The organism is Streptomyces sp. NPDC127038 (genome assembly GCF_042725875.1).
Classification (GTDB): Bacteria; Actinomycetota; Actinomycetes; order Streptomycetales; family Streptomycetaceae; genus Streptomyces.
Map to the genome: position 1 here is coordinate 42,857 of NZ_JBHXDQ010000001.1, position 23,865 is coordinate 66,721.

The following is a 23,865-nucleotide window of genomic DNA, read 5'->3' on the forward strand; positions in this document are numbered from 1 at the left end:
TAAGCGGGGTGGACCTTGGCCGCGGAGACGGTCCGGGGGCGCGCCCCGGACCCTCGGCGACTAGATGAACTTCTGGCCCGCGAGGAACTCGGCGAGCTGCTTGCCGCCCTCGCCCTCGTCCTTGACGATCGTTCCGGCGGTGCGCGCCGGACGCTCGGTCGCGGCGTCGACCTTGGTCCAGGAACCCTCGAGACCGACCTCGTCCGCCTCGATGTCGAGGTCGGACAGGTCCCAGGACTGCACCGGCTTCTTCTTGGCCGCCATGATGCCCTTGAAGGAGGGGTAACGCGCCTCGCCCGACTGGTCGGTCACGGACACGACCGCGGGGAGGGAGGCCTCCAGCTGCTCGGAGGCGCTGTCGCCGTCGCGGCGGCCCTTGACCACGCCGTCCTCGACGGAGACCTCGGAGAGCAGGGTGACCTGCGGGACACCGAGGCGCTCGGCCAGCAGCGCCGGGACGATGCCCGCGGTGCCGTCGGTGGAGGCCATGCCGGAGACGACCAGGTCGAAGCCGGCCTTCTCGATCGCCTTGGCCAGCACCAGCGAGGTGCCGATGGCGTCGGTGCCGTGCAGGTCGTCGTCCTCGACGTGGATGGCCTTGTCGGCACCCATGGACAGCGCCTTGCGCAGCGCGTCCTTGGCGTCCTCGGGACCGACGGTCAGCACGGTGATCTCGGCGTCGTCCGCGTCCTCGGCGATCTGCAGCGCCTGCTCGACGGCGTACTCGTCGAGCTCGGACAGCAGGCCGTCCACGTCGTCACGGTCGACGGTCAGGTCATCGGCGAAGTGCCGGTCGCCAGTGGCGTCGGGCACGTACTTCACAGTGACAACGATCCTCAAGCTCACGCCGGCTCTCCTACTGCATCGTCATTTCTGGGCTGCCTTCTTTCAGGCAGCATAGGCGCCTGAAGCGGCCGATCCCGGTCGGGGCGGCCCGCGCTCCGAACGAAATATTACTCACCAGTACACCCAGTCGACGCACACTAAGCAAGCGCTTTGGACTGTGACCTTCGCAACGCTGTGTAACCGGTGGGTAGAACCGGCGAGTAGCAATCCTGTTGCCCCCGGCCTGCGGGTTCAGTCGCGCAGAGCGTTGAACCGGCCCTGGTGGTACAGGAGGGGGCCGCCCGCGCCCGAGTGGTCGCCCTGCACGACCTCCGCCAGGACGATGCGGTGGTCGCCCGCGGGCACCCGCGCCACGACACGGCACACCAGCCAGGCGAGGACGTCGTCGAGCACGGGAACTTCCTCGGGGCCCTTACGCCAACGGGTGGGCGCCCCGAACCGGTCGGCGCCGCTGCGGGCGAAGGTGGCGGCCAGCTCCCGCTGGTGCTCGCCGAGCACATGGACGCCGACATGGCCGGCCTCGGATATCGCGGGCCAGCTGGAGCCGCCGGTGCCGATGCCGAACGAGACGACGGGGGGCTCGGCGGAGACCGAGGTGAGCGAGGTGGCCGTGAAGCCGACGGGGCCGCGGTCGCCCGAGGCGGTGATCACGGCCACACCGGCCGCGTGCCGCCTGAACACGGAACGCAGCAGATCGGGTGAGGCGGGGCGCGGGGTGCCGAGGCCGGGTGTGGCCGTCATGGAGCTGTCCTTCTGCGAGAGCCGGCAGGGGGTTCCGGCCGCGCGGGCGGAACCGGGGGCGTGAGACGGTCCTTGGCCGGTCAACAGCCCGGACCACGCGCGCCCGCGGTGCGGGGCGGGTCCGTGTCGGCGAGCTCGGGGAGAAGGCGGTGCGATGACATACGGTCAGGCTGACGAGAGGCGACGGGCGCAGTCAAGGGCGTACGGGCATGTGGGAGATGCCTCACCATGATCGCCACCGGCCGGACGGCCTCGCCGGCCGACGGGCGGGAAGCTTCCGGGCCGCCGGGCGGGCGATCTCCCGAGCACGGACCCGGCGGGCGGTCCCCCACGCACACACGCCCGGCAGGTCGTCCCCCGAGCACACGCGCCCGGCGGGCGGCCCCCCGGACACAGACACCCGACAGGCCGTCCCCCCGAGCACACACCCGACGACTCGCCGGCCACCGGCCGGGCGGCAGGCGGCCTCCCGTGCACGCCGGACCACTTCGCCGCCGCGCGTCAGACCGCTTCGCCGAGCGCCGCGATGACGTCCGCCTTGCGCGGCTGGCCCGTCGCGCGCCGCACGATCCGCCCGCCGGCGTCGAGCACCAGCACCGTGGGCGTCTTGAGGATGCCGAGATCGCGTACGAGGTCCAGGTGGTCCTCGGCGTCGATCTCCACGTGGGACACGCCCGGGACCATGCCCGCCACCTCGCCCAGTACCCGCCGGGTGGCCCGGCAGGGGGCGCAGAAGGCGCTGGAGAACTGCACGAGCGTCGCCCGCTGCCCGAGGGCTTCCCCCAGCTCCGCCGCGCCGAGCCGTTTCCCGCCGTCGCGCCCGCTCACCCGCACCCTTCCGTTCCGCCACCGGTGCAGCACTCCGTAGACACTCGCCACCGCGAGCACCGCCACGCACACCAAAAGACCGTTCATCACCTGCACAAGCATTCATGAGACCGCAAAGATTCCCGGGGCCGGGCGGTGCCCGGCGTAGGCGATGCTTGAACCATGGACATCGACACAAGAGGCCCGCGGTTCGGCGCGGCGGTGACGGCCGTCGTCCTGGCGGTCGCGCTGATCACCGGGAGCGTGTGGCTGCTGGCGTGGCAGACCCTGGCGTTCGCGCTGGGCGCCGCGGGCGGCGTGACGCACTCGCCGTACGGCTGGATCTTCAGGAAGGCCGTGCGTCCGCGGCTCGGCCCGCCTACGGAGTTCGAGGCGCCGGAGCCCCCACGGTTCGCGCAGACGGTCGGACTCGCCTTCGCGCTGGTGGGCCTGATCGGCTGGACCGCGGGTCCGCACTGGCTGGGGACGGTGTCGGTCGCGTGTGCCCTGGCGGCGGCGTTTCTCAATGCGGCGTTCGGGTACTGCCTCGGGTGTGAGATGTACCTGGTTGTGCGGCGTGCAACGGTACGAGCAAAGTAAAGGCGAGTTAAAACTCCGAGGTGGATCAAGTGGGCGACGTGACGAGGATCTCGCCGTTCCACGGCACCAGGGCTGGCCACCCGTCCGTTCTTCGGGCACGATCTGCGCATTGCCGTAAACCTACGGCAGCGTAACTTTCCCGCCGGGAGACCCCTTCCCAGGCAGAGAGAAGGGTCCACCCCGTCCATGGCAGAGCTTGTCTACCGTCCCGTCGTCGGCCTCGCCCAGACGCTCTTCAAGGCGTGGGACCTCAAGATCGACTGCAAGGGGTCGGAGAACATTCCGCGCTCGGGCGGCGCCGTGCTGGTCAGCAATCACATCAGCTACCTGGACTTCATCTTCGACGGTCTGGCCGCCCTGCCGCAGAAGCGCCTGGTGCGCTTCATGGCGAAGGAGTCGGTCTTCCGGCACAAGATCTCCGGTCCGCTGATGCGGGGCATGAAGCACATCCCGGTGGACCGCGCCCAGGGCGAGACGGCCTACCAGCACGCGCTCGAGTCGCTGCGTGCCGGTGAGATCGTCGGCGTCTTCCCCGAGGCGACCATCTCGCAGTCCTTCACGCTGAAGAGCTTCAAGTCCGGTGCCGCGCGCATGGCCCAGGAGGCCGGCGTCCCGCTGATCCCGATGGCGCTGTGGGGAACCCAGCGCCTGTGGACCAAGGGCCACCCGCGCAACTTCAAGCGCAGCCACACCCCGATCACCATCCGGGTCGGCGAGCCGGTGGAGGCCCCTAAGGACCAGTACGCGGGCGCCATCACCCGGCGGCTGCGCGAGCGGGTCCAGGAGCTGCTCGAATCGGCCCAGCGCTCCTATCCCGTACGCCCCAAGGGGCCGGACGACACCTGGTGGATGCCCGCCCACCTCGGCGGCACCGCACCGACCCCCGAAGAGGTGCGCGCGGCCGAGGCCCGCTGACCCCTTCCCGCCCCGCGGCGCCCGTCGCTTCCCCTCGCCGTCACAGCGTGAGGGGAAGCGTCCGGAGCAGGGACGCGCAGCCGGGGGCCGCCTTCATGGCGCCGACGACGGCCGGGTTCGGTTCGGCGTACAGCCAGGGGTGATCCAGCTCGCCGAGCTCAGGATCGGGCACGAAGGCCAGCCGTTCGCCGTCCAGGGAGAAACGGGCGTCCACCCCCGGCTTGTTGCCCCGGGGGTCCTGCCGGTGCCAGGCGCCGTCGAGGCGTACGGCGACGAGACCGTGCAGCACCTCGAACGTCTGGTAGCAGAACGCGGTGGGGATGTCCTCGGCCCGCAGGAGCGCGGCCAGCGCGTGCGCCTTGGCGTGGCAGATGCCGGTGCGCTGCTCCAGTACGTCGGAGGCGCGCCAGGTGACCCGGGGATCGCCGGAGTCGACCGAGTGGGGGATGGTGTCCCGCACGAACTCGAACGCCGAACGTGCATAGGCATACGAGTCACTGGAATCCCTGGCGAGCCGTGCCGCCGTCTCGCGGACGAGGGGATGATGATGGTCGACCACGTCGTCGGCGGCCAGATAGGCGGACAGGTCGCTGGTTTCCTGGATCAGCTCCATGCCCGTAGAGCATAGGAATGCGACCGCCCGAGAGTCAATGACTTTTCGAGCGGTCGCATATCTATGCACTGCGTGCTACTGCTGGGCCATCTCTTCCTTGAGCGCCGCGACGAACCCGTCGACGTCGTCCTCGGTCGTGTCGAAGGCGCACATCCAGCGGACGTCGCCCGCGGCCTCGTCCCAGAAGTAGAAGCGGTAGCGCTTCTGGAGCCTCAGGGTGACCTCGTGCGGGAGCCGGGCGAAGACCGCGTTGGCCTGGACCGGGTGGAGGATCTCCACCCCGTGCACGGCGCGGACGCCCTCGGCGAGGCGCTGGGCCATCTCGTTGGCGTGCCGGGCGTTGCGCAGCCACAGGTCCTTGGCGAGCAGCGCCTCCAGCTGCACGGACACGAAGCGCATCTTGGAGGCGAGCTGCATGGACAGCTTGCGCAGGTGCTTCATGTGGCTGACGGCGTCCCTGTTGAGGACGACGACGGCCTCGCCGAACAGGGCGCCGTTCTTCGTGCCGCCCAGCGACAGGATGTCGACGCCGACCGCGTCGGTGAACGTCCGCATCGGGACGTCCAGGGAGGCGGCCGCGTTGGATATCCGGGACCCGTCCAGGTGCACCTTCATACCGTGCGCGTGGGCGTGGTCGCAGATCGCGCGGATCTCGGCGGGCGTGTAGAGCGTGCCGAGCTCGGTGCTCTGGGTGATCGAGACGACCTGCGGCATGGCCCGGTGCTCGTCGTCCCAGCCGTACGCCTGCCGGTCGATCAGCTCGGGCGTGAGCTTGCCGTCGGGCGTGGGCACCGTGAGCAGCTTGAGGCCGCCCATGCGCTCGGGGGCGCCGCCCTCGTCGACGTTGATGTGCGCGCTCTCGGCGCAGATCACCGCGCCCCAGCGGTCGGTGACCGCCTGGAGCGCGACCACGTTCGCCCCGGTGCCGTTGAAGACCGGGAAGGCCTCCGCGCCGGCACCGAAATGACTGCGGATGATCAGCTGGAGGTGGTCCGTGTAGTCGTCCCCGCCGTACGCGACCTGGTGCCCGCCGTTGGCCAGGGCCAGGGCGGCGAGCACCTCGGGGTGGGCCCCCGCGTAGTTGTCGCTGGCGAAACCGCGGACGGCCGGGTCGTGGCGACGCCGGGCGTCGGTCTTCGGAGGGTTCACGGCTTCTCGGTCAGCCACAGGCGCTTTCCGTTCACTTCGGCGGCGGGCTGGTCCCAGACGCCGACGATGGACTCGGCGAGTTCCGTGACGTCCGTGAAGCCCGCGAACTTCGCGTTCGGCCGCTCGGCGCGCATCGCGTCGTGCACCAACGCCTTCACCACCAGGATGGCAGCGGCGGAGGTCGCGCCGTCGGCGCCCTCGGCGATCCCGGCCTTGCGGAAGAAGTCCGCCATGGCCAGGGTCCACGCCTCGGCGGCGGCCTTGGCCGCGGAGTAGGCGGCGTTGCCGGCGGTGGGGTTGCTCGCGCCCGCCGCGCTGATCAGGACGTACCGGCCGCGGTCGCTGGCCTGGAGCGCCTCGTGGAAGGCGAGCGTGGTGTGCTGCACCGTCCGGATCAGCAGGAGTTCGAGCAGGTCCCAGTCGTCGAGGACCGTCTTGGTGAAGGTCTCGCTGCCGCGCCAGCCCCCGACGAGGTGGACGAGTCCGTCCACCCGGCCGAAGTCCTTCTGGATGCGCGCGGCCCAGTCCCGGGTGGACTGGAGGTCGAGCAGATCGACGGTGTCGCCGACGACAGTGGAGCCGCCGTGCGCGTAGCGGGCCGCGTCGACGGCCTCCGCCAGGCGCTCCGGGTCGTTGTCCGCGCCGATCACGGTCGCGCCCGCCTCGGCGAGCCGGAGCAGTGCCGCACGGCCGGCGGGTCCACCCGCACCCGCCACCGCGATCACCGCACCGCTGAGAGCCCCGTTCCCCATGGTCTTCGCCTCCTGAGCAATGTTCTCGCTACCGCGGTCGGTCACGCGGCGACCCGCTCGGAGCCGGCCGCGGTGATGCCCTTGGTGGAGGCGATCACGTTCTTCAGCTTCTTGGAGAGCGCCTCATAGAACATGCTCAGGGGAAACTCGTCCGGAAGCACGTCGTCCACGAGCTTGCGCGGCGGCTGCGACAGGTCCAGGGCGTCGGGACCCTTGGCCCAGCGGGAGCCCGGGTGCGGGGCGAGGTAGGTGGAGACCAGCTCGTAGGCCTTGAACCAGTGGACCAGCTTGGGGCGGTCGATACCGGCGCGGTAGAGCTCCTCGATCTCGGAGCACAGCTGGTTGGTGACCTGCGGGGCGCGCTGCCAGTCGATGTGCAGCTTGTTGTCGGTCCAGCGGACGACGTCGTGCTTGTGCAGGTAGGCGAAGAGCAGCTGGCCGCCGAGACCGTCGTAGTTGCGCACGCGGTCGCCGGAGAGCGGGAAGCGGAACATCCGGTCGAACAGGACGGCGTACTGGACGTCGCGCCCGTGCACGTTGCCCTCGGCCTCCAGCTTCACGGCCTCCTTGAAGGCGGTGAGGTCGCAGCGCAGCTCCTCCAGGCCGTACATCCAGAACGGCTGGCGCTGCTTGATCATGAAGGGGTCGAACGGCAGGTCGCCGTGGCTGTGGGTGCGGTCGTGGACCATGTCCCAGAGCACGAAGGCCTTCTCGCAGCGCTCCTGGTCGTGGACCATGGCGGCGATGTCCTCGGGCAGTTCGAGGCCCAGGGTGTCCACGGCGGCCTCGGTGACGGCGCGGAAGCGGGCGGCCTCGCGGTCACAGAAGATGCCACCCCAGGAGAATCGTTCCGGCGCCTCGCGCACGGCGATGGTCTCCGGGAAGAGCACGGCCGAGTTGGTGTCGTACCCGGCGGTGAAGTCCTCGAAGGTGATGCCGCAGAACAGCGGGTTGTCGTAGCGGGTGCGCTCCAGCTCGGCCAGCCACTCGGGCCACACCATGCGCAGCACGACCGCCTCGAAGTTGCGGTCCAGGTTGCCGTTCTGGGTGTACATCGGGAAGACGACCAGGTGCTGGAGGCCGTCCTCGCGGTTCGCGGCGGGCTGGAAGGCCAGCAGCGAGTCGAGGAAGTCGGGCACCTCGAAGCCGCCGTCGGCCCAGCGGCGCAGGTCCTTGACGAGCGCCTCGTGGTACGCGGCGTCGTGGGGCACCAGCGGGGAGAGCGCGTCTATCGCCTCGGCCACCCGGCGCACGACCGCCTCGACGTCGGCGGCCACGGGGGCGCCGTCCGCGGCGAAGTCGATGGAGCCGTCCTTGGACTGCCAGGGACGGATCTCCTCCACGGCAGCCTTGAGGACAGGCCATGCCGGGTGATCCACCACCCTGGCCACGGGAGGAACCCGCTCCTCCGAACCCACCTTCTCAAGAACTTCCGTCATGTCCCATCCTCCACAGGAAAACCTCGCGTATGGACACCGTATGTATGCGAGGTTCCGTTACGCAAGAGGGAACCCGGGAGATTATCCTGCGCACCCCCCACCTTCACCGCTCTTTTTCCTGTCGGACACCGTCCATGCGATGACATGCACCACAGGCCTTCCTCACGGCCCGGGCGTCCGCGCGAGGCCCCGGGGGCACGGACCCCATGGATCCCGGGGACCGCGCGGGGCGGACCGGGGCCGCGGATCCCGGCGGCCCCGCCCTGCGGCTTCCCTCGGTCCGGCGGTATACGCATGGCCCACGTCACACTGGAGATGATGCGGCCTCTCCCCGGGTGCGCGCACGCGGGTGCCGCGCGCGGGTCCCGCACCCGCGCCGCGCCGTGTGAATCCGACACTCCCATTGCACGGCGTAGGAACGGGTACACAGCACAGCCAGGCCATTAGGCTGCGGCCTGCCGCGTGGGCACCCCCTCGGATCCACGCGGGAGCCGAGCCGCCGTCGACGGAAGCGAGTCGAATCTTGAACTTCCTCACCATCGGTCACCGCGGAGTGATGGGTGTCGAACCGGAGAACACCCTTCGTTCCTTCATCGCCGCCCAGAACGCGGGCCTCGACCTCATCGAACTCGATCTGCATCTGAGCAAGGACGGCGCGCTCGTCGTCATGCACGACGCCGACGTGGACCGTACGACCGACGGCACGGGGCAGATCGCCGACAAGACGCTCGCGGAGCTGCGCACGCTCGACGCGGGGCGCGGCGAGCGCGTGCCCGTCTTCGAGGAGGTCCTGGAGGCGGTCAGGACGCCGTTGCAGGCCGAGATCAAGGATGTCGCCGCGGCCAGGGCGCTGGCCGAGGTGATCCACCGCAAGGACCTGGTCGGGCGGGTCGAGGTGTCCTCGTTCCACGACGAGGCGGTCGCCGAGATCGCCCGGCTGGTGCCGGGGGTCCGTACGGCTCTGATCGCCAGCCGCTACGGCACCGACGTGGTGGACCGCGCCGTCGAGGCCGGCGCCGCGACGGTGTGCCTCAACATCCGCAGGCTGAGCCTGGAGGTCGTGGAACGGGCCCGCAAGGCCGACCTGAGGATCATCGGCTGGGTGGTCAACACCCAGGACCAGCTCCGGCTGGTGCGCGCGCTGGAGCTGGACGGCGCCACGACCGACTACCCCGAGATCAAGCGCACGGGCCGCTTCACGGCGTGACCGGTGTTACCGGCGCGACCGGCGGGGCCGGTGAGGCCGTACGACCGGTGGGATCGGCGGGGCCGGTGAGGCCGGCACGACCGGCGTGACCGGTGGGGCCAATGAGGCCCGCATGACCGGTGGGGTCGGCGTGACCGGTGAAGTCCGTACGACCGGCGTGACCGGTGGGGCGGCGCCCGGACAGGCCCGGAGGGCCGTCCGGGACGCCCCTGCCTCTAGAGGCTGTCCGCGAGGTCCTGGACCAGCGGCTTGACCAGCAGTTCGAAGCGCAGGTCGTCGCGCTGCGGGATGCCGAAGCGCTCATCGCCGTACGGGAACGGCGTCATCCGTCCCGTACGGCGGTAGCCGCGCCGCTCGTACCAGGCGATGAGGTCCTCGCGTACGGAGATCACCGTCATGTGCATCTCCGTGACGCCCCACGCCTCGCGCACGGTCCGCTCCGCCTCGGCGATGATCACCTTGCCGAGCCCGCCGCCCTGGAGCGTGGGGCTGACCGCGAACATGCCGAAGTACGCGTGGTCCCCGCGGTGCTCCAGCTGGCAGCAGGCCACCAGCACGCCGTCCCGCTCGACGGCCAGGAGCCGGCTGTCGGGTGCCTCGACGACCGCGCGGACCCCCTCGGGGTCGGTCCGCCGGCCCTGGAGGATGTCCGCCTCCGTGGTCCAGCCGGCCCGGCTCGACTCGCCTCGGTACGCCGACTCGATCAGCGCGACCAGGGCGTCCACGTCGGTGTCGACGGCGTCGCGGAAGGTCAGTCCGGTGGCGGCTGCGGTTTCCATGGGAGCGGTTCTCCGATCGGTGGCACGACTGGGCACGCCCGAGCGTAACGCCCTCCCCGGACCGGGAGCGCCGGCCGGGCTAGGCTCCGGGTGCATGGTGCATGTACTGAGCGGCCGGACCCTGCTGCGTCCCACCGACCCGGAGCGCTCGCGCGTCTTCTACGGCGAACAGCTCGGCCTCGCCGTCTACCGCGAGTTCGGTACGGGGCCCGAGCGCGGGACGGTCTACTTCCTCGGCGGCGGATTCCTTGAGGTCGCCGGACGGTCCGAGGTCCCGCCGTCCCCGGCGCTGAAGCTGTGGCTCCAGGTCGCGGACGTCGCCGCCGCCCACGCGGAGCTGGTGGCCGCCGGGGTCGAGGTGGTGCGCGGGCCGGTGCGGGAGCCGTGGGGACTGATCGAGATGTGGATCGCGGACCCGGACGGGACCGAGATCGTGATCGTCGAGATCCCCGAGGACCATCCGCTGCGCTACCGGCCCTGACGGCCGGGCGGCCGGACGTGCCGTCCGTGACCGGCGTCCGGAGCCGCGCCCGGATGGCCGGTGATCCTCCGCAGGCTTAGCGTGCTCGGGGGGACCGCTGCGGAAGGAGCGTCATGAAGCTCGACAGGCCGGTGACCGGCGGACCCTGCTGGACGGAGCTCGGGACCGACGACCTGGAGGGTGCGAAGGGCTTCTACGCCGATCTGTTCGGCTGGCGCCCGGAGACGGACCCGCGCCCGGAGGCGGGCGGGTACACCGTCGCGCATCTGGGGGACGTGGCCGTCGCGGGGATCTCCCCCGTGTACCAGGAGTCGCAGCCCGTCGCGTGGAACGTGTCGTTCGCCGTCACCGACGCGGACGCGACCGCGGCGGCCGTGGAGGCCGCCGGGGGGACCATCGCGCTCGCCCCCATGGACGTGCTCGACGTGGGCCGCTTCGCGGTCGCCTTCGACCCGGGCGGTGCAGCCTTCCAGATGTGGGAGGCGCGGGCCTTCTCCGGGGCGGGGCTGTTCAACGCGCCGGGCTCGCTCGGCTGGGTGGAGCTGCTGACCAGGGCCCCGGACCGGGTGACCGAGTTCTACACGACGGTGTTCGGCTGGACGGTGACGCCCTCGCCGCACTATCCGCAATGGGGCGTGGACGGCGCCGACTTCGGCGGCATGATCACGATGGGCGATGACTTCGCCCACGAGGTCCCCTCCCACTGGCTGCCCTACTTCGCCGTCGAGGACGTCGACGAGACGGCGAACGCGGTCCTCATGGCGGACGGCCATCTGCTGATGGAGCCCGTCTCGCAGCCGAACGGCCGGCGGCTGGCCGTCGCCCGGGACCGGCAGGGCGCGGCCTTCGGCATCTACGCGGAGGGCGAGAAGCGGTGATCCGGGCGGACGGCCCGCTCCCCGGCCGGTGTCAGGGGCGCGGAAGTCCCAGCCTGCCTTCCAGCTGACCGAGCAACTCGCCGAGGAGTGCGGCCAGTTCACGCTGGCGTTCGCGGTCGACGCCGGACAGGACGCCCGTCTCGTAGGCGAGTTGATCGGGGAGGACGGAGTCGACCAGTTCGCGTCCGGCGTCGGTCAGCCGGACGTGCGCGACCCGGCGGTCCCGGGTGTCCCCGCGCCGCTCGACCAGCCCGCGTTCGCTCAGCTGCTTGAGCCGCTTGGTGACGGCGGCGCCTGAGGAGAAGGTCTCGCGGGCGATCTCGCTCGGCGTCAGCTCGTGCCCGGTGCGGCGCAGCGTTCCGAGGACGTCGAACTCGGGGCGGGTGAGGCCGGCGCGGCGCAGCGGCGCGTCCTCGGCCTGCTGGAGGAGCGCGGCGCAGCGGTTGACCCGGCCGATGACCTCCATCGGGTGGGTGTCGAGATCGGGCCGCACGGCTTCCCACTGCCGCACGACACCCGCCACGGTGTCGGCCACGACGGCGTCCCGAGGGGCTCCCGCGGCCGGGGACGCCCCCGCGGCCGGAGCCGGCCGGTCCGGGGCCGTTGCGGAGGCCGGCCCGTCCGGGGTCGTCGCGGAGACCGGCCCGTCCGGGGGCGCTGCGGAGGCCGCCCGGTCCGGGGCTGTGGCGGAGGCCGGGGTCGATCCCGGCGAGGGTGGGGCGTCTGATGGGGGCGGGGCGTCGGGTGGGGGCGGGGCGTCTCGTGAGGGCGGGGCGTCTCGTGAGGGCGGGTCGTTCGCCGTTCTGCTCCCGTCCGCTGTCGTCATGCCTGTGCGCCCTCCCAGCAGTGCAGTCCCTGGCGTCGTACCGTCGCCGCGAGCGTACGGTGTCCGGCCTGTTCGGCCCGCATCACCCGCTCCTCCGGCAGGGCGCGCCGCCACCATTCGCCGGACGCGGCGTCCGCGGTGGAGCGCAGGTGCACCACGGCGCCGGACAGACGGCGGCGCGCCGATTCCAGTTCGCCGGGCAGGGGCCGCTCCTCGGCGAGCAGTCCCGCGGCCTGTTCCCGGGCCCGGCCGACCGCGGCGAGCGCCTCCTCGACCCGGTCGCCGGCCCGCCGGTCGGTCACGGCGACGGCGGCGACGAAGCCGACCAGGGCGCCCACCAGGGTGTCCAGGATCCGGTCGGTCATCAGCTCCCCGGGCCGCTGGGCGTGCGCGAACTCGGTGATCAGCAGGGCCATGGGGGTCACGCAGACGCTGCCGAGCCAGTAGTTGCGGCCGATGAGCGCCTCTGCGCCGAAGTTCAGGGCGAGGCAGCACAGGACGAGGGCCGCGGGCCCGGCGTGGGCGAGCGGGAGGAGGGCGGCGAAGGCGGCCACGCCGAGGAGGTTGCCGGTGACCCGCTGGACGCCCCGGCTCCAGGTCAGGGTGACGTTGGCCTGGTAGAGGGAGGCGGCGGTGACCAGCGCCCAGGAGGGGCGGCCGACGCCGAGCGCGAGCGAGACGTAGCCGGCGAGGGCGCAGCCCAGGGCGGTGCGCAGGGCGACGGGGGCGAGCGGTCGGAGCCTGCGGAGCAGGGGAGGTTCCCCGAAGGCGAGCGCCGCCTCGACGCCGAGGAGTTCGTCGGCGGCGTCGCCGAGACCGTCCGGGTGCGGGACGGGTCCGGTGCCGGACAGTTCAGCGGCCCAGGCGCGCAGCCGGTCGGGGTCGGTGCCGGCGGGGGCGGCGAGGGCGACCTCGGCGCGTACGACGAGCCGTTCGAGGGCGCGCCGGGGTGCGGAACGGGCTCCCGCGGACAGCAGCGACTGCCAGGCGGTGTGCACGGCGGCGGCCGCGGCGGCGCGGGCACGGGCGTCCTGCGGTGCGCCGGCGGAGACCGCGGCGGCGTTGAGCGCGTGGGCGGTGGCACGCCGCTCCGGGCCGTGCGGGCGGACGACCCCGGGGGCCATGCCGACGATCCAGGCCCAGGCTCCCGCGGCGGCGCCGAGCGCGAGGTGGCCCGGCACCTGCCCGAGGCTCTGCGGCACGAACAGGGACGCCGAGGAGATGAAGGCGAGGACGACGTGCCCGGGCGGGCCGATCCGCGTGGCGTCGCACAAGGTCTTCTGGGCGGCGGCCAGCAGGGCGCCGACCGTGACCAGGACGACGGCGTTCGTGGTGAGCGAGGCCGTGACGAGTGCGATGCCGAGTCCGCCGAGCATCCCGGCCACCACCCAGGCGAGGGCCCGGGCGCGTGCGGCGTAGGGACGGCTGTGGGCGTAGAGGGCGCAGAGCGATCCGGCCATGGTGTACATCGCCAGATCCAGCCGCCCGAGCGCGAGCAGGGTGAGATTCGGCGGGGCGACGGCGGCGACGACGCTCAGGGCGGGCTTGAACCAGATGTCGGAGGGCCTGCCGAGGCGGAGCGCTTCGGCCAGCGGAAGCCGGCGTGGGGACGGGGGGCCAGGGCGGTTCGCGCTGCTCATGGCAAAACCTTAGCAGGTGTTTTACCTGTAAATCAGTTTTCCCGGGCTGCTCCGACCTGCGGTGCACCCCCGCACGCTCCCCGTGTACATCCCTGCGCTCGTATGCGCCCCGGCCGCCCGGGGCATGCCCTGACCGACTGTGCGACGTCCGGCACCGCTGCCCCGCACCTCCTGCCCGGCACCGCGTGTCCCGCGTCGTGTGTCCGACGTCGTCGAACGGGGAGGTACGCGGTGCACGGACCGGCTTCACCCGGCTGGCTGCTCGTCGCGCTGTGCGCGGCGACCGGGGCCTACTGCCTGCTGCGGATGCGCAGCCCGGTCGAGGAACAGCGCCGCACCGCGGGCGGCGAGGCGCTGATGGGGTTCGGAATGGCCGCGATGGCCGTGCCGACGGCCGTGGTCACCCCTCCGCGCTGGGCCTGGTTCGCCTGCACGGCCGTCTTCGGCGTCGCCGCGCTGCGTGCGCTGTGGGCGGCCCGCGGGGGCGGTCACCATCTGCACCATCTGATGGGCACGCTCGCCATGGTCTACATGGCGGCGGTGATGACGGCCGCCCCGGCCCACCACGTCCACGGCGGCACCGGCGTCCCCGTCCTCACCGGAACGCTGCTGCTGTACTTCACCGGCTACGTCCTTCGGTCGGGCGCCCGTCTGCTGCCCGTGGCCGTCACACCGGGTCCGGCCGCGGGCACCGTCGGCTGGGGCGACCGTCCGGAGCTCTCCCGGGCCTGCCGCCTGTCGATGGGGATAGCGATGCTCGCGATGCTGGTCACGCTCTGACGCCCTGCACGCCGTGCGCGCCGTGCGGGCCGGAGGCGGCGGCCGCGCTCAGGACAGCGCGTCACGCTCCGAAGTCGGCTGCGCCGCAAGGGAGTCGGGGTGCGGCGGGATTCCGTGGCGTACGTCACTTGGGGTCGTTGACCGTATCCAGCGGCGGGCCCCGCTCATAGGCTTCGGCCATGATGGTCCCCGCGGCACTGTTGCTGCTCGGCGCGCTGGCGTCCGTGGTCGCTCCACGACTGCTCGCACGGGCGGACTGGCCGGACCGGGAACCCGTGGTCGCCCTGTGGGTGTGGCAGTGCGTGGTGGCGGCCGTCCTGCTGTGCTGCGTGCTGTCGATGACCCTGAGTGCCTCCGCCGCCTGGGTGGCGGTGCGCGGTCATGTCTTCGACGGGGCGCCGGCGCCGGTCGTCGACGCCTACGCGTCGACCGCGGGAGACCGCTGGGCCGCCGCCACGGCCGTGCTGCTCGCGTGCGGTGGCGCCTGGACCGCGGCGATGCTGGCGCGCGAGATCGTCCGGGCGCGGCTGCGTCATCGGCAGAGCCGGTCCGAACTCCTGTCGCGGGCACCGCTGTTGCCCGGCGAGAAACCCGGATCGGGTCGTCTCGTCGTCCTGGAGGGGGAGCGCCCCGACGCCTGGTGGCTGCCCGGCGCCGCTCCCCGGCTGGTGGTCACCACGGCCGCGTTGAGCCGGCTCGAAGGACGGCAGCTGGACGCCGTGCTCGCCCATGAGCAGGGGCACGCGCGGGCCCGGCACGACTGGCTGCTGCACTGTTCGGGCGCGCTGGCCAACGGGTTTCCGCAGGTGCCCGTGTTCGCCGCCTTCCGTGACGAGATGCACCGGCTGGTCGAACTGGCCGCCGACGACGTGGCGTCGCGCCGGTTCGGCCGGCTCACGGTGGCCCTCGCCCTGGTCGAACTCAACGAGGACCGGGGCGTGTTCGGCCCCGGCCAGGCTCCCGGCGCGCATGTCCCGCAGCGCGTGGACCGCCTCCTCGCTCCCCGGGACCGGCTCACGGCGGCCCGTCGTCTCCAGCTCACGGCGGCCGCAGCGCTGGTGCCGGTGGTGCCGGTCCTCGTCGCGTTCGTACCGGGTCTGCGCGCGCTCGGATAGTCCCGGTGACGCGGGGCCGTCGGCCGGTCCGCGCAGGTCGGCGGCTCCGTGCGGGTGCATCGGGCCAGGGGGCCTTGACCGGTGGCGACCCGGCCGCGAAGGATCTCCCGTATGACCTTCAAGGGTGTGCTGTTCGACTTCTCCGGGACCCTCTTCCGCGTCGAGGACACGGAGTCGTGGCTGCGCGCGGTGCTCGCGGAGAGCGGTCACACGCTCCCGGAGCCGGAGTTGGTGCGGAAGGCGCGGGCCCTGGGCGCGGTGGGCGCGCTCGCGGGCGGAGCCCGGCCGGTGCGGCCGGTGCCCGATCACCTCCTCGCCGCGTGGGAGGCCCGCGACACCAGCGCCGAGCAGCACCGGGCCGCGTTCACCGGCCTCTCCCGGCAGGTGTCACTGCCCGACCCCGCCCTGCACGACGCGCTCTACGACCGCCAGATGCGGCCCGCCGCCTGGACGCCGTACCCCGACGCCGCCGAGGTGCTGGGCGCGCTGCGCGAGCGGGGGCTCGCGGTCGGGGTGGTCAGCAACATCGGCTGGGACCTGCGGCCCGTCTTCCGCGCACACGGCCTCGACCCGTACGTCGGAACGTACGTCCTGTCCTACGAGCACGGCGTCCGGAAGCCGGATCGGCGGCTCTTCGCGACCGCCTGCGCCGAACTCGGCATCGCGCCCGGGGACACCCTGATGGTCGGCGACGACCGCGGGGCGGACGGCGGTGCCGCGGCCCTGGGTTGCGCGGTCCACTTCGTCGACCATCTGCCGGCGGCCGACCGCCCGGACGGACTGCGGCCGGTGCTCGGTCTGGTGGACACGGACTGACGTAACCGGAAACGGCCGTTCGACTCCCCGGGACCGCCCCGCCCACGGAATTCCGGTACGGAAAGGGTGACTTCCGGTCCGGGCCGGGCCCCCATGGTCAAGTTTTGGCCAACAGAGGTCAAACGCCTCGCAATTCGGGATCCGTGGCTACGTTGGCGCCCCCGCCCCACACTCCCGAGGTCCCTCATGAAGACAGCGCTCTTGATCCTCCTGGCCGGCCTGCTCACGTACGTCACCGCGACCGCCCTCCACAACACGGTGCGCAGCGACGACCGGGAGACGCTCGTCGGCAACGTGCTGCTGAGTCTGTCGGTCGGCTGGTACATGGTGACCAACTGGCGGCGCGCCTACCTGGCCGCGCAGCGACACCCCCGACAGGGCGAGACGTGTGAGGTGCGGATCGACGTCCGGTGAACACACCGACGGCCGCCGCGCGGCCGGCGCTCCCCCGGCGCCCGCCGCCGCGCGTCCGACCTGAGGCGATCCCCCGCGTCGCCCCAGGTCGGGGCAGCCCAGAAGCGGCCCGCGGAGGGCCTGGATCCGGACGCGTTGAGTATAGTTGGCTGGCAGCCAGTCAACGCAGGAGTTACAGCATGTCCCCGAGAAGCGCCTCGGTCAATGAAGAGTTGCGGCGACGTTCCCGGGAACGTCTGCTGCAAGCCGCGGTCGAGCTGGTCAGCGAGCGCGGTTACGACGCCACGACGCTCGGGGACATCGCGGATCGCGCCGGTTCGGCGCGCGGACTGGTCTCGTACTACTTCCCCGGCAAGCGCCAACTCCTCCAGTCCGCGGTCCACCGGCTGATGCACCGCACCCTGGAGGAGGCCCTCGACCGCGAACCGCGCAGCGAGGACGGCCAGGAGCGGATGGCGCGGGCCATCGACGCGATCTTGGGCCTCACCCAGGACCAGCCGGTGCTGATGCGGCAGCACATGGCCGGACTGCTCCAGGCCGAGGGCTTCGTCCAGTGTCCCGAACAGGTGCGGCTCTCCGAGCTGCTCGGGGACACCGTCGCCCGGTACGGATCGCAGCAGGTCTCGGCCGACTACCCGATGCTGCGCGCCCTGTTGATGGGCGCGGTCTACTCGGCGCTGGTTCCGGGCGTGCCGATGACGGTCCCGGTGCTGCGGGCCGAACTCTTCAAGCGCTACCGGCTGGACTGGGAGCTGGGAGTGCCGCCGGGCACCGAGGCGCCGGCCGGACCCGGCGGGACGGATCTGTCCCGCTTCTTCGCGACCGGTCCCGAGCCCGAGGAAGGGCAGCCCAAGTAGCCCGCCCCGCAGAGACGTCGGGGCGGAGATCCGCCGGACCGTTCGCCGTGCTGCGCGCGCCGTGCTCGCGCGCCAGGGGCTCTGGGCACCCGCCCGGACCCCGTCAGCGGCGGATGTGGCGCGGCGCCAGGAGCCCCGCGTCGCGCGCCCCGGCGATCAACCTCAGGGCTTCGCGGCGGCTGTGGCCGGTGGCGTCCATGACGGCGAGCACGGGGTCCACCCCTTCCTGCTGCGCCGCCCGGTACTCCTGCGCCGCCAGCAGCCGGCCCTCGGCGCCGCGCGGCCAGGCGGGACGGGCGCGCCGCGCCGGACCGTCCCGCCCCGTCCCGCCGCCGGCGCCAAGACGGTTCCCGCACACCTCGGACAGCGGTTCCTCGATCCACTCGGCGACCACCGCGAGGTCGTCCAGCGAGAGCGGCGGCTCGGCCCGTACGTCCTCGATCGACAGGGCCGTGTCCGACAGCACCGCGAGCAGGTCGACCCGGGCACCGTCCGTGAAGCTCAGCCGGACGTCGAACCAGGACGTGACACCCGCCCCGGACTCCCGCATCTCCCAGGCGGGCCGCACGGACACCTCGCCGTCCGTGCGGCAGCGGTCGGACAGATTGAGAAACGATGCGTCCAGCACATACGGAACGTAACCGCATCATCACATTCCATACGAACGGACACGCGCGCGACCGGGTCGCACCGCACCCTGTCGGCCGAGCACCCGTGGTGCGATGCTGAAAGGACCAGCGATGTCCTGTCAGCGATCTTCCTGATCCCTCGGGTGAGGAGTTCCGCGGTGCTGCGTGTCGCCGTCGTCGGTTCGGGGCCCAGCGGGGTCTACAGCGCACAGGGCCTGGTCCGGCGGAGCGGGCCTCCCGACGTCCGGGTCGACGTCCTGGACCGGCTGCCCTGCCCGTTCGGCCTGGTGCGCTACGGCGTCGCGCCCGACCACGAGAAGATCAAGTCGCTCCAGAACAATCTGCGGACCGTCCTGGAGGACGAGCGCGTCCGCTTCCTCGGCGGTGTCGAGGTGGGGCCCGGCGGAGTGCCCGTGCAGCGGCTCCGGGAGATGTACCACGCGGTCGTGTACTGCGTCGGCGCGGCCGCCGACCGCCGTCTCGGCATACCCGGCGAGGATCTGCCCGGCAGCCGGCCGGCGACGGAGTTCGTGTCCTGGTACAGCGCGCATCCGGACTCCGCGGCCGGCGCGTTCCTGTCCGGGGTGCGCTCGGCCGTCGTCATCGGTGCCGGGAACGTCGCCGTCGACGTCACCCGGATCCTCGCCCGCAGCGGGCCCGAGCTGAGCCCCACCGACATGCCGCAGGCGGCGCTCGGCGCGCTGGCCGCCAGCGAGATCACGACGATCAGCATGGTCGGGCGGCGCGGACCGTCCCAGGCCCGCTTCACCACGAAGGAACTGCGCGAGCTGGGCGTCCTGCCGGAGGCCGGCATCGAGGTGGACGAGGCGGAGCTGGCGCTGGATCCCGCCTACCTCGACCCGTCGGGGCTGCCCGCCGCCCAGCGGCGCAACGTGGAGGTCCTGAGGGGCTGGGCGTCGGCCTCGCCGGCGGGCCGGCCGCGTCTCATCCGCCCGCGCTTCTTCCTGCGGCCCGTCGAACTCCTCGCCGACGGCGGCCGGGTGGGCGCGGTGCGGTTCGAGCGGACGGCGCCGGACGGGTCGGGCGGGGTGAGGGGGACCGGCCGGTTCGAGGAGATCGAGGCCCAGTTGGTGCTGCGTTCGGTGGGGTATCGCGGGGTCCGGCTGGACGGGCTGCCCTTCGACCCCGTCCACGGCACGGTGCCGCAGCGGGCCGGACGCGTCCTGCGGGACGGGGTGGTCTCGCCGGGCGAGTACGTCGCGGGCTGGATCAAGCGGGGTCCGACCGGGGTCATCGGGACCAACCGTCCGTGCGCGAAGGAGACGGTGGCCTCCCTGCTGGAGGACGCCCCCGCCCTCGTACGGCGAGGGGCCCTCGAAGATCCGCTCGCGGCGCTGCGGGCCGAGGGGATCCGGCCGGTGGAATGGGCCGGCTGGCTGGCGATCGAACGGGCCGAGGCACAACTGGGGGCGGAACTGGGCCGCGAGGTGGTCAAGTTGCCCGACTGGACCGCGCTCTGGGAGGCGGCACGGTCGGCCGGGGCCTGACGAGGGGGAGGCCCTGACGGCGACGCGGTCGACCCTGGTGGCCCTGGAAGACATGGGCTTGAGCGGCGGGCGGCGCCGATCGTCAGGGTGTCAGGCGGTCGGCCTGGCGGGCGGCGGCCTCCAGTACGCGGCCGAGGAGCCCGGGGAACAGGTCGTCGAGGTCGTCCGCGCGCAGGCCGTTCAGCTTCGCCGTGCCCCGGTAGACCTGACGGACGACCCCGCTCTCGCGGAGCACCCGGAAATGGTGGGTCGATGTCGACTTGGTGACCGGCAGCACGAAGTCCGAGCAGGAGAGTTCACGGCCCTCGGCGGCGAGTTCGCGGACGATCCGCAGCCGCATGGGGTCGGACAGCGCGTGCAGCACCGACTCCAGCCGGATCTCCTCACGCGCGGGATGCGGCAGATCACGGCCACTGGCGGCGGTGGCGGCGGTCGTCACGGCGGCTCCACTCTCATCCGGGGACCTCGAACCTCGTCCCGTCCCTCTCGACGGCGTCCGGCGGCTTCACACGACCCCGTCATTGTACGAGAGACGTCGTAGTTTGACACTCGCCGTACTACGAGGTTTATCGTACGAGACGTACCCCGGTCCCGCGACGAATGGAGTCGGCCGTGAGCGCTCTCTTCGAGCCCTGCGTCCTGCGCGAAGTCACCATCCCCAACCGGGTGTGGATGCCCCCGATGTGCCAGTACTCGGCCGCACCCGACGGCCCCGCGGTGGGCGCCCCGAACGACTGGCACTTCGCCCACTACGCGGCCCGCGCCACCGGAGGGACGGGGCTGGTGATCGTGGAGGCGACCGCCGTCTCGCCCGAGGGCCGGATCTCGCCGTACGACCTGGGCATCTGGAACGACACTCAGGTCGAGGCCTTCCGCCGCATCACGCGCTTCCTCTCGGCGCAGGGCACGGTGCCGGCCGTGCAGCTCGGCCACGCCGGGCGCAAGGCCTCGACCGACCGCCCCTGGACCGGCGGCGCCCCCGTCGGACCCGACGCCCACGGCTGGCGGGCGCTGGCTCCGAGCGCGCTCGCGTTCGACGTGAACCACCCGGTTCCCGACGAGCTGACGGTCGAGGGGATCCAGGAGATCGTGGGCCGGTTCGCGGACGCGGCCCGCCGCGCCCTGGACGCCGGCTTCGAGATCGTCGAGATCCACGGCGCCCACGGCTACCTCGTCAACGAGTTCCTGTCGCCCCACTCCAACCACCGCACCGACGCGTACGGCGGCTCGTACGAGAACCGCACCCGCTTCGCCCTCGAAGTCGTCGACGCCGTACGGGAGATCTGGCCGCGGGAGAAGCCGCTGTTCTTCCGCATCTCGGCCACCGACTGGCTGGAGGACGCGGGCTGGAGCGCGGACGACACCGTCCGCTTCGCCGCGGACCTGTACGAGCACGGTGTGGACCTGCTCGACGTCTCCACCGGCGGGAACGCTCCCGGCGTCCGCATCCCCGTCGGGCCCGGCTATCAAGTCCCCTTCGCCGCACGGGTGAAGAAGGAGACCCCGATGGCCGTAGCCGCGGTCGGTCTGATCACCGACCCGGAGCAGGCGGAGAAGATCGTGGCCAACGGGGAGGCCGACGCGGTGCTGCTGGGACGGGAGTTGCTGCGCAACCCGTCCTTCGCCCGGCTCGCGGCACGCGAACTCGGCGCCGAGGTCCACGTACCCCGGCAGTACCACCGGTCGGTGTAGACACCGGACCGCGACGGCGGTGAAGCGGGGCCCGGCAGCGGGCGGTCGGCGCGTCTCGCCTCCGACCGCCCCGCCACCGGGCCCCCACCCGTACGGTCAGGCCGCGCTCGGCGTGGCGCTCCTGCCCCCGGTCTCCGCTTCGGCGAGCAGGACGAGCAGGGTCGCGCGGGCGCGCGCCACACGGGAGCGGACCGTTCCGACCGGGCAGCCGCTGACCTGGGCGGCATCCGCGTACGGCAGGCCCATCAGCTGGGTCAGGACGAACGCCTCGCGCCGTTCGGCGGGGAGCACGTCCAGGAGCTCGCGCAGGGCGACACCGTCGTCGAAGCCGGGCAGACCGAGGGGCTGGGCGCGTTCCACCGCCGTCCGCCAGTCGGCTGCGCCCGCGGAACGGGGCCGGACGGCGGCGTACCGCAGGCTGTCGATCACCGCACGGCGGGCGATGGACAGCAGCCAGGTGCGCGCCGAGGAGCGCCCCTCGAACCGGTGCAGACTGCCCAGCGCGCGCAGGAACGTGTCCTGGGCGAGGTCTTCGGCGGCCTGCGGATCGGCGGACAGATGGGCGACGTAGCGCACGACATCGCGGTGCAGCGCGCGGACGAAGCGTTCGACGGCGGCCGGGTCACCGGCGCGCGCGGCCAGCGCCCAGGCGGTCGCCGACTCGTCGGCCGACACCGCCCGGCCGTCTTCGCGCGACTCCCCGTGCTCATGACAGGGCAGGGAAGGGGCGGACAGGGCAGGAGTGATCACCAGGTGTCCTTCTCGGGTCATCCGTGATCCGGACCGGCGCGAGGCCATGGGTCCGGTGGTGGGGGTGCGGCCGTACGGGAGGTACGGCCGATGCCCGAAGCGCGCGGGAGGCCCTTCGGGGAACCGGCTGTCTCAGGCGACAGCGGTCCCCACGGGCGGACCCCGGGAAGTGATCGCGTGAACGAGGAGGAGAAGGCGCGGGGCACGGTCCGAGGAACGTCGGCGCACCCGCGGGGCAGCCCGGTACGGCGGAACCGGAAGGGCGAGCAGCAGCCGCAGCGGCGCGGCCAGCCAGGTGGCGACCGCCCGCAGGAGCCGGAAGACGGCGCGCTCGCCGTGCGCGAGCCAGAGGCCGCAGATCAGTGCCGCGAGCAGATGGGCGGCGAGCATGCCGAGCGCGGCGAGCGAGCCCGCCCCGGCTCCCCCGGGGAACAGATGTGCCATGGTCGCGGAATCCATGGACCCCATGCCCATGGAACCGGAGTCCATGGAACCGGAGTCCATGGAACCGGAGTCCATGGATGCTGAGCCCATGGAGCCCGGGGCCATTCCTGCCATGGAGGCCATATTCGTCGACCCCATGGCGTCCATCACCATGCCGTCGAAGTCGTCCCTGCCCGGGCGGCCCGGACCGACGGCCGTCAGGGACTGTGCGGCCGAGAAGACGGTGTGGAGCGCACCCTGGGCGAGCACCACGACGGAGACGACGAACGGCAGCCCGCGTTCACGGCCGGCGAGACTCCAGCCGGCCCCGGCCGTGACCGCACCCGCGCCCGCCAGCGCCCACCAGGCCACCGGAGAGCCGGACATCATCACGTGCCCCAGGGCGGCGAGCACCACGCAGACGGCCGCGAACATCGCGGCCCGCAGCGTGCGCGTGCACCACCCGGCAGTCATCGGCCCTCATCCTCGCATCCGGGGTCCGGACGTCGTGGTGAGGTACGAAAACGGGCGGGCGCCCAACGGGTGACGCACCCGTGATCCGGATCACGCGGCCGCTCGCCCGGGCCCCGCGTGGCGCGGGCGAACCGGGGTAGCCGCCGGAACACGATGGAGGGACGACCAGGACAGGGCGACCCTACGTGCTGTAGGGTCCCGGCGGTGAGCGTCGTACATCAGGGGGATCCCGTGAAGGAACGTGCCGCCGAACGCGCGGCGCGCGGACCGGCGTCCGTGCTGGCACTGCTCGTGCCGAGCCTCGGGATCGCCGCGCTCGGCGTGTACCACCTGTGCGGGTTCGACCTGCACGCCCTGCACGGGCGCCCGCACCTCGGGGACGGGCTCACCATGGCCGGCGTGATCACGGCCCTGGTCCTGGCGGGCGCGGCGCTCGGCGACCTCCTGTGGTGGGCGACCACCCGCGACCGCGCACTCGGCGACGGCGGAAAATCGTGCCCCGGCGGACATTTCGGCAACCCCGCCCGCGACCGGGGGACTTCACCCCGCCGCTGAGACATCCGGGACGGAGACCGCACCCACGGGACGGGTGCGCTCCGGCCACGCGGGACAGGTGTGCTCCGGCCCCACGGTCCGTATTCTCAACACCTCCTTACCTCTTCACGCCACCCCTGTCTGGCCATAACCGCACTCTTCCTTACAAGATGTAGTGTTCCGGCCTCTGTCCCCACCGG

At 72.4% G+C, this 23,865-nt stretch carries 27 protein-coding genes; 13 read left to right on the forward strand and 14 right to left on the reverse strand.

Annotated features, from left to right (window positions below):
- Positions 1-60: 60 nt before the first annotated feature.
- The 3 genes from ACFWI4_RS00195 to ACFWI4_RS00205 all read right to left on the reverse strand — a co-directional run bounded on the left by ACFWI4_RS00195 (position 61) and on the right by ACFWI4_RS00205 (position 2,502).
- The gene (locus ACFWI4_RS00195) at positions 61-846 is read right to left on the reverse strand and encodes an electron transfer flavoprotein subunit beta/FixA family protein (protein WP_385395693.1); all 786 of its coding nucleotides are present in this window, start codon (positions 844-846) and stop codon (positions 61-63) included.
- A 231-nt stretch (positions 847-1,077) separates the two neighbouring features.
- The gene (locus ACFWI4_RS00200; RefSeq protein WP_385395695.1) at positions 1,078-1,587 is read right to left on the reverse strand and encodes a flavin reductase family protein; all 510 of its coding nucleotides are present in this window, start codon (positions 1,585-1,587) and stop codon (positions 1,078-1,080) included.
- Between the two features lie 501 nt (positions 1,588-2,088).
- Positions 2,089-2,502 carry a TlpA family protein disulfide reductase gene (locus tag ACFWI4_RS00205; protein ID WP_387189582.1) on the reverse strand — a complete coding sequence of 138 codons (414 nt, stop codon included), beginning with the start codon at positions 2,500-2,502 and terminating at the stop codon, positions 2,089-2,091.
- Positions 2,503-2,577: 75 nt separating this feature from the next.
- Here ACFWI4_RS00205 and ACFWI4_RS00210 point away from each other — a divergent pair, with 75 nt between their 5' ends.
- Positions 2,578-2,994: a DUF4395 domain-containing protein gene (locus tag ACFWI4_RS00210; RefSeq protein ID WP_387189292.1), complete on the forward strand. Its 417-nt coding sequence runs from the start codon at positions 2,578-2,580 to the stop codon at positions 2,992-2,994.
- Positions 2,995-3,180: 186 nt separating this feature from the next.
- Positions 3,181-3,909, forward strand: a complete 729-nt coding sequence (locus tag ACFWI4_RS00215) for a lysophospholipid acyltransferase family protein (RefSeq protein WP_385395699.1) — start codon at positions 3,181-3,183, stop codon at positions 3,907-3,909.
- Between the two features lie 40 nt (positions 3,910-3,949).
- Here the strand turns inward: ACFWI4_RS00215 and ACFWI4_RS00220 are convergent, their stop codons facing one another.
- The 4 genes from ACFWI4_RS00220 to ACFWI4_RS00235 all read right to left on the reverse strand — a co-directional run bounded on the left by ACFWI4_RS00220 (position 3,950) and on the right by ACFWI4_RS00235 (position 7,862).
- Positions 3,950-4,522 (reverse strand): transglutaminase domain-containing protein, encoded by a 573-nt coding sequence (locus ACFWI4_RS00220; protein ID WP_387189293.1) that lies wholly within the window; start codon positions 4,520-4,522, stop codon positions 3,950-3,952.
- A 75-nt stretch (positions 4,523-4,597) separates the two neighbouring features.
- On the reverse strand, positions 4,598-5,671 hold the full coding sequence (locus ACFWI4_RS00225) for a threonine aldolase family protein (protein WP_387189294.1): 1,074 nt from the start codon (positions 5,669-5,671) through the stop codon (positions 4,598-4,600).
- A complete protein-coding gene (locus tag ACFWI4_RS00230; protein WP_387189295.1) occupies positions 5,668-6,423 on the reverse strand; it encodes an SDR family NAD(P)-dependent oxidoreductase in 756 nt (251 codons plus the stop codon). The genes ACFWI4_RS00225 and ACFWI4_RS00230 overlap by 4 nt, the downstream gene beginning before the upstream one ends.
- Positions 6,424-6,464: 41 nt before the next feature.
- Positions 6,465-7,862 (reverse strand): DUF6421 family protein, encoded by a 1,398-nt coding sequence (locus ACFWI4_RS00235; RefSeq protein WP_385395708.1) that lies wholly within the window; start codon positions 7,860-7,862, stop codon positions 6,465-6,467.
- Positions 7,863-8,385: 523 nt separating this feature from the next.
- Between ACFWI4_RS00235 and ACFWI4_RS00240 the strand changes: the two genes are divergently transcribed.
- Positions 8,386-9,069, forward strand: a complete 684-nt coding sequence (locus tag ACFWI4_RS00240) for a glycerophosphodiester phosphodiesterase (RefSeq protein ID WP_387189296.1) — start codon at positions 8,386-8,388, stop codon at positions 9,067-9,069.
- A 215-nt stretch (positions 9,070-9,284) separates the two neighbouring features.
- Here ACFWI4_RS00240 and ACFWI4_RS00245 read toward each other — a convergent pair whose 3' ends face one another.
- Positions 9,285-9,848 (reverse strand): GNAT family N-acetyltransferase, encoded by a 564-nt coding sequence (locus ACFWI4_RS00245; protein WP_387189298.1) that lies wholly within the window; start codon positions 9,846-9,848, stop codon positions 9,285-9,287.
- A gap of 94 nt (positions 9,849-9,942) precedes the next feature.
- On the opposite strand from ACFWI4_RS00245, the gene ACFWI4_RS00250 reads away from it, so the two are divergent.
- Both ACFWI4_RS00250 and ACFWI4_RS00255 read left to right on the forward strand, forming a co-directional pair.
- Positions 9,943-10,329 carry a VOC family protein gene (locus ACFWI4_RS00250; protein ID WP_387189299.1) on the forward strand — a complete coding sequence of 129 codons (387 nt, stop codon included), beginning with the start codon at positions 9,943-9,945 and terminating at the stop codon, positions 10,327-10,329.
- Positions 10,330-10,442: 113 nt separating this feature from the next.
- Entirely contained in the window at positions 10,443-11,207 is a 765-nt protein-coding gene (locus ACFWI4_RS00255; RefSeq protein ID WP_387189301.1) for a VOC family protein, read from the forward strand.
- 31 nt (positions 11,208-11,238) lie between these two features.
- Here the strand turns inward: ACFWI4_RS00255 and ACFWI4_RS00260 are convergent, their stop codons facing one another.
- The gene (locus ACFWI4_RS00260) at positions 11,239-11,742 is read right to left on the reverse strand and encodes a MarR family winged helix-turn-helix transcriptional regulator (RefSeq protein ID WP_387189303.1); all 504 of its coding nucleotides are present in this window, start codon (positions 11,740-11,742) and stop codon (positions 11,239-11,241) included.
- Positions 11,743-12,029: 287 nt separating this feature from the next.
- Positions 12,030-13,673, reverse strand: a complete 1,644-nt coding sequence (locus tag ACFWI4_RS00265; RefSeq protein WP_387189305.1) for an FUSC family protein — start codon at positions 13,671-13,673, stop codon at positions 12,030-12,032.
- 231 nt (positions 13,674-13,904) lie between these two features.
- Here ACFWI4_RS00265 and ACFWI4_RS00270 point away from each other — a divergent pair, with 231 nt between their 5' ends.
- The 5 genes from ACFWI4_RS00270 to ACFWI4_RS00290 all read left to right on the forward strand — a co-directional run bounded on the left by ACFWI4_RS00270 (position 13,905) and on the right by ACFWI4_RS00290 (position 17,655).
- Entirely contained in the window at positions 13,905-14,453 is a 549-nt protein-coding gene (locus tag ACFWI4_RS00270; protein WP_387189306.1) for a DUF5134 domain-containing protein, read from the forward strand.
- A gap of 179 nt (positions 14,454-14,632) precedes the next feature.
- The gene (locus tag ACFWI4_RS00275; RefSeq protein WP_387189307.1) at positions 14,633-15,568 is read left to right on the forward strand and encodes a M56 family metallopeptidase; all 936 of its coding nucleotides are present in this window, start codon (positions 14,633-14,635) and stop codon (positions 15,566-15,568) included.
- Between the two features lie 111 nt (positions 15,569-15,679).
- Positions 15,680-16,384 (forward strand): HAD family hydrolase, encoded by a 705-nt coding sequence (locus tag ACFWI4_RS00280; protein ID WP_387189308.1) that lies wholly within the window; start codon positions 15,680-15,682, stop codon positions 16,382-16,384.
- A gap of 186 nt (positions 16,385-16,570) precedes the next feature.
- Complete coding sequence (locus ACFWI4_RS00285; RefSeq protein ID WP_387189309.1) at positions 16,571-16,798, forward strand: hypothetical protein; 228 nt, start codon at positions 16,571-16,573, stop codon at positions 16,796-16,798.
- A gap of 179 nt (positions 16,799-16,977) precedes the next feature.
- The gene (locus tag ACFWI4_RS00290; protein ID WP_387189310.1) at positions 16,978-17,655 is read left to right on the forward strand and encodes a TetR/AcrR family transcriptional regulator; all 678 of its coding nucleotides are present in this window, start codon (positions 16,978-16,980) and stop codon (positions 17,653-17,655) included.
- A gap of 103 nt (positions 17,656-17,758) precedes the next feature.
- Here ACFWI4_RS00290 and ACFWI4_RS00295 read toward each other — a convergent pair whose 3' ends face one another.
- Positions 17,759-18,229 carry a DUF6214 family protein gene (locus ACFWI4_RS00295; protein ID WP_387189585.1) on the reverse strand — a complete coding sequence of 157 codons (471 nt, stop codon included), beginning with the start codon at positions 18,227-18,229 and terminating at the stop codon, positions 17,759-17,761.
- A gap of 213 nt (positions 18,230-18,442) precedes the next feature.
- Here ACFWI4_RS00295 and ACFWI4_RS00300 point away from each other — a divergent pair, with 213 nt between their 5' ends.
- Positions 18,443-19,792 (forward strand): FAD-dependent oxidoreductase, encoded by a 1,350-nt coding sequence (locus tag ACFWI4_RS00300; RefSeq protein ID WP_387189311.1) that lies wholly within the window; start codon positions 18,443-18,445, stop codon positions 19,790-19,792.
- An 82-nt stretch (positions 19,793-19,874) separates the two neighbouring features.
- On the opposite strand, the gene ACFWI4_RS00305 is transcribed toward ACFWI4_RS00300, so the two are convergent.
- Complete coding sequence (locus ACFWI4_RS00305; protein WP_385395738.1) at positions 19,875-20,231, reverse strand: ArsR/SmtB family transcription factor; 357 nt, start codon at positions 20,229-20,231, stop codon at positions 19,875-19,877.
- Positions 20,232-20,404: 173 nt separating this feature from the next.
- On the opposite strand from ACFWI4_RS00305, the gene ACFWI4_RS00310 reads away from it, so the two are divergent.
- The gene (locus ACFWI4_RS00310; protein WP_387189312.1) at positions 20,405-21,484 is read left to right on the forward strand and encodes an NADH:flavin oxidoreductase/NADH oxidase; all 1,080 of its coding nucleotides are present in this window, start codon (positions 20,405-20,407) and stop codon (positions 21,482-21,484) included.
- Between the two features lie 96 nt (positions 21,485-21,580).
- On the opposite strand, the gene ACFWI4_RS00315 is transcribed toward ACFWI4_RS00310, so the two are convergent.
- Both ACFWI4_RS00315 and ACFWI4_RS00320 read right to left on the reverse strand, forming a co-directional pair.
- Positions 21,581-22,234 (reverse strand): sigma-70 family RNA polymerase sigma factor, encoded by a 654-nt coding sequence (locus ACFWI4_RS00315; RefSeq protein WP_387189313.1) that lies wholly within the window; start codon positions 22,232-22,234, stop codon positions 21,581-21,583.
- Positions 22,235-22,366: 132 nt separating this feature from the next.
- A complete protein-coding gene (locus ACFWI4_RS00320) occupies positions 22,367-23,131 on the reverse strand; it encodes a hypothetical protein (RefSeq protein WP_387189314.1) in 765 nt (254 codons plus the stop codon).
- A gap of 204 nt (positions 23,132-23,335) precedes the next feature.
- On the opposite strand from ACFWI4_RS00320, the gene ACFWI4_RS00325 reads away from it, so the two are divergent.
- Positions 23,336-23,686, forward strand: coding sequence for a hypothetical protein (locus tag ACFWI4_RS00325; RefSeq protein ID WP_387189315.1), 351 nt, complete (start codon positions 23,336-23,338; stop codon positions 23,684-23,686).
- Positions 23,687-23,865: the final 179 nt, after the last annotated feature.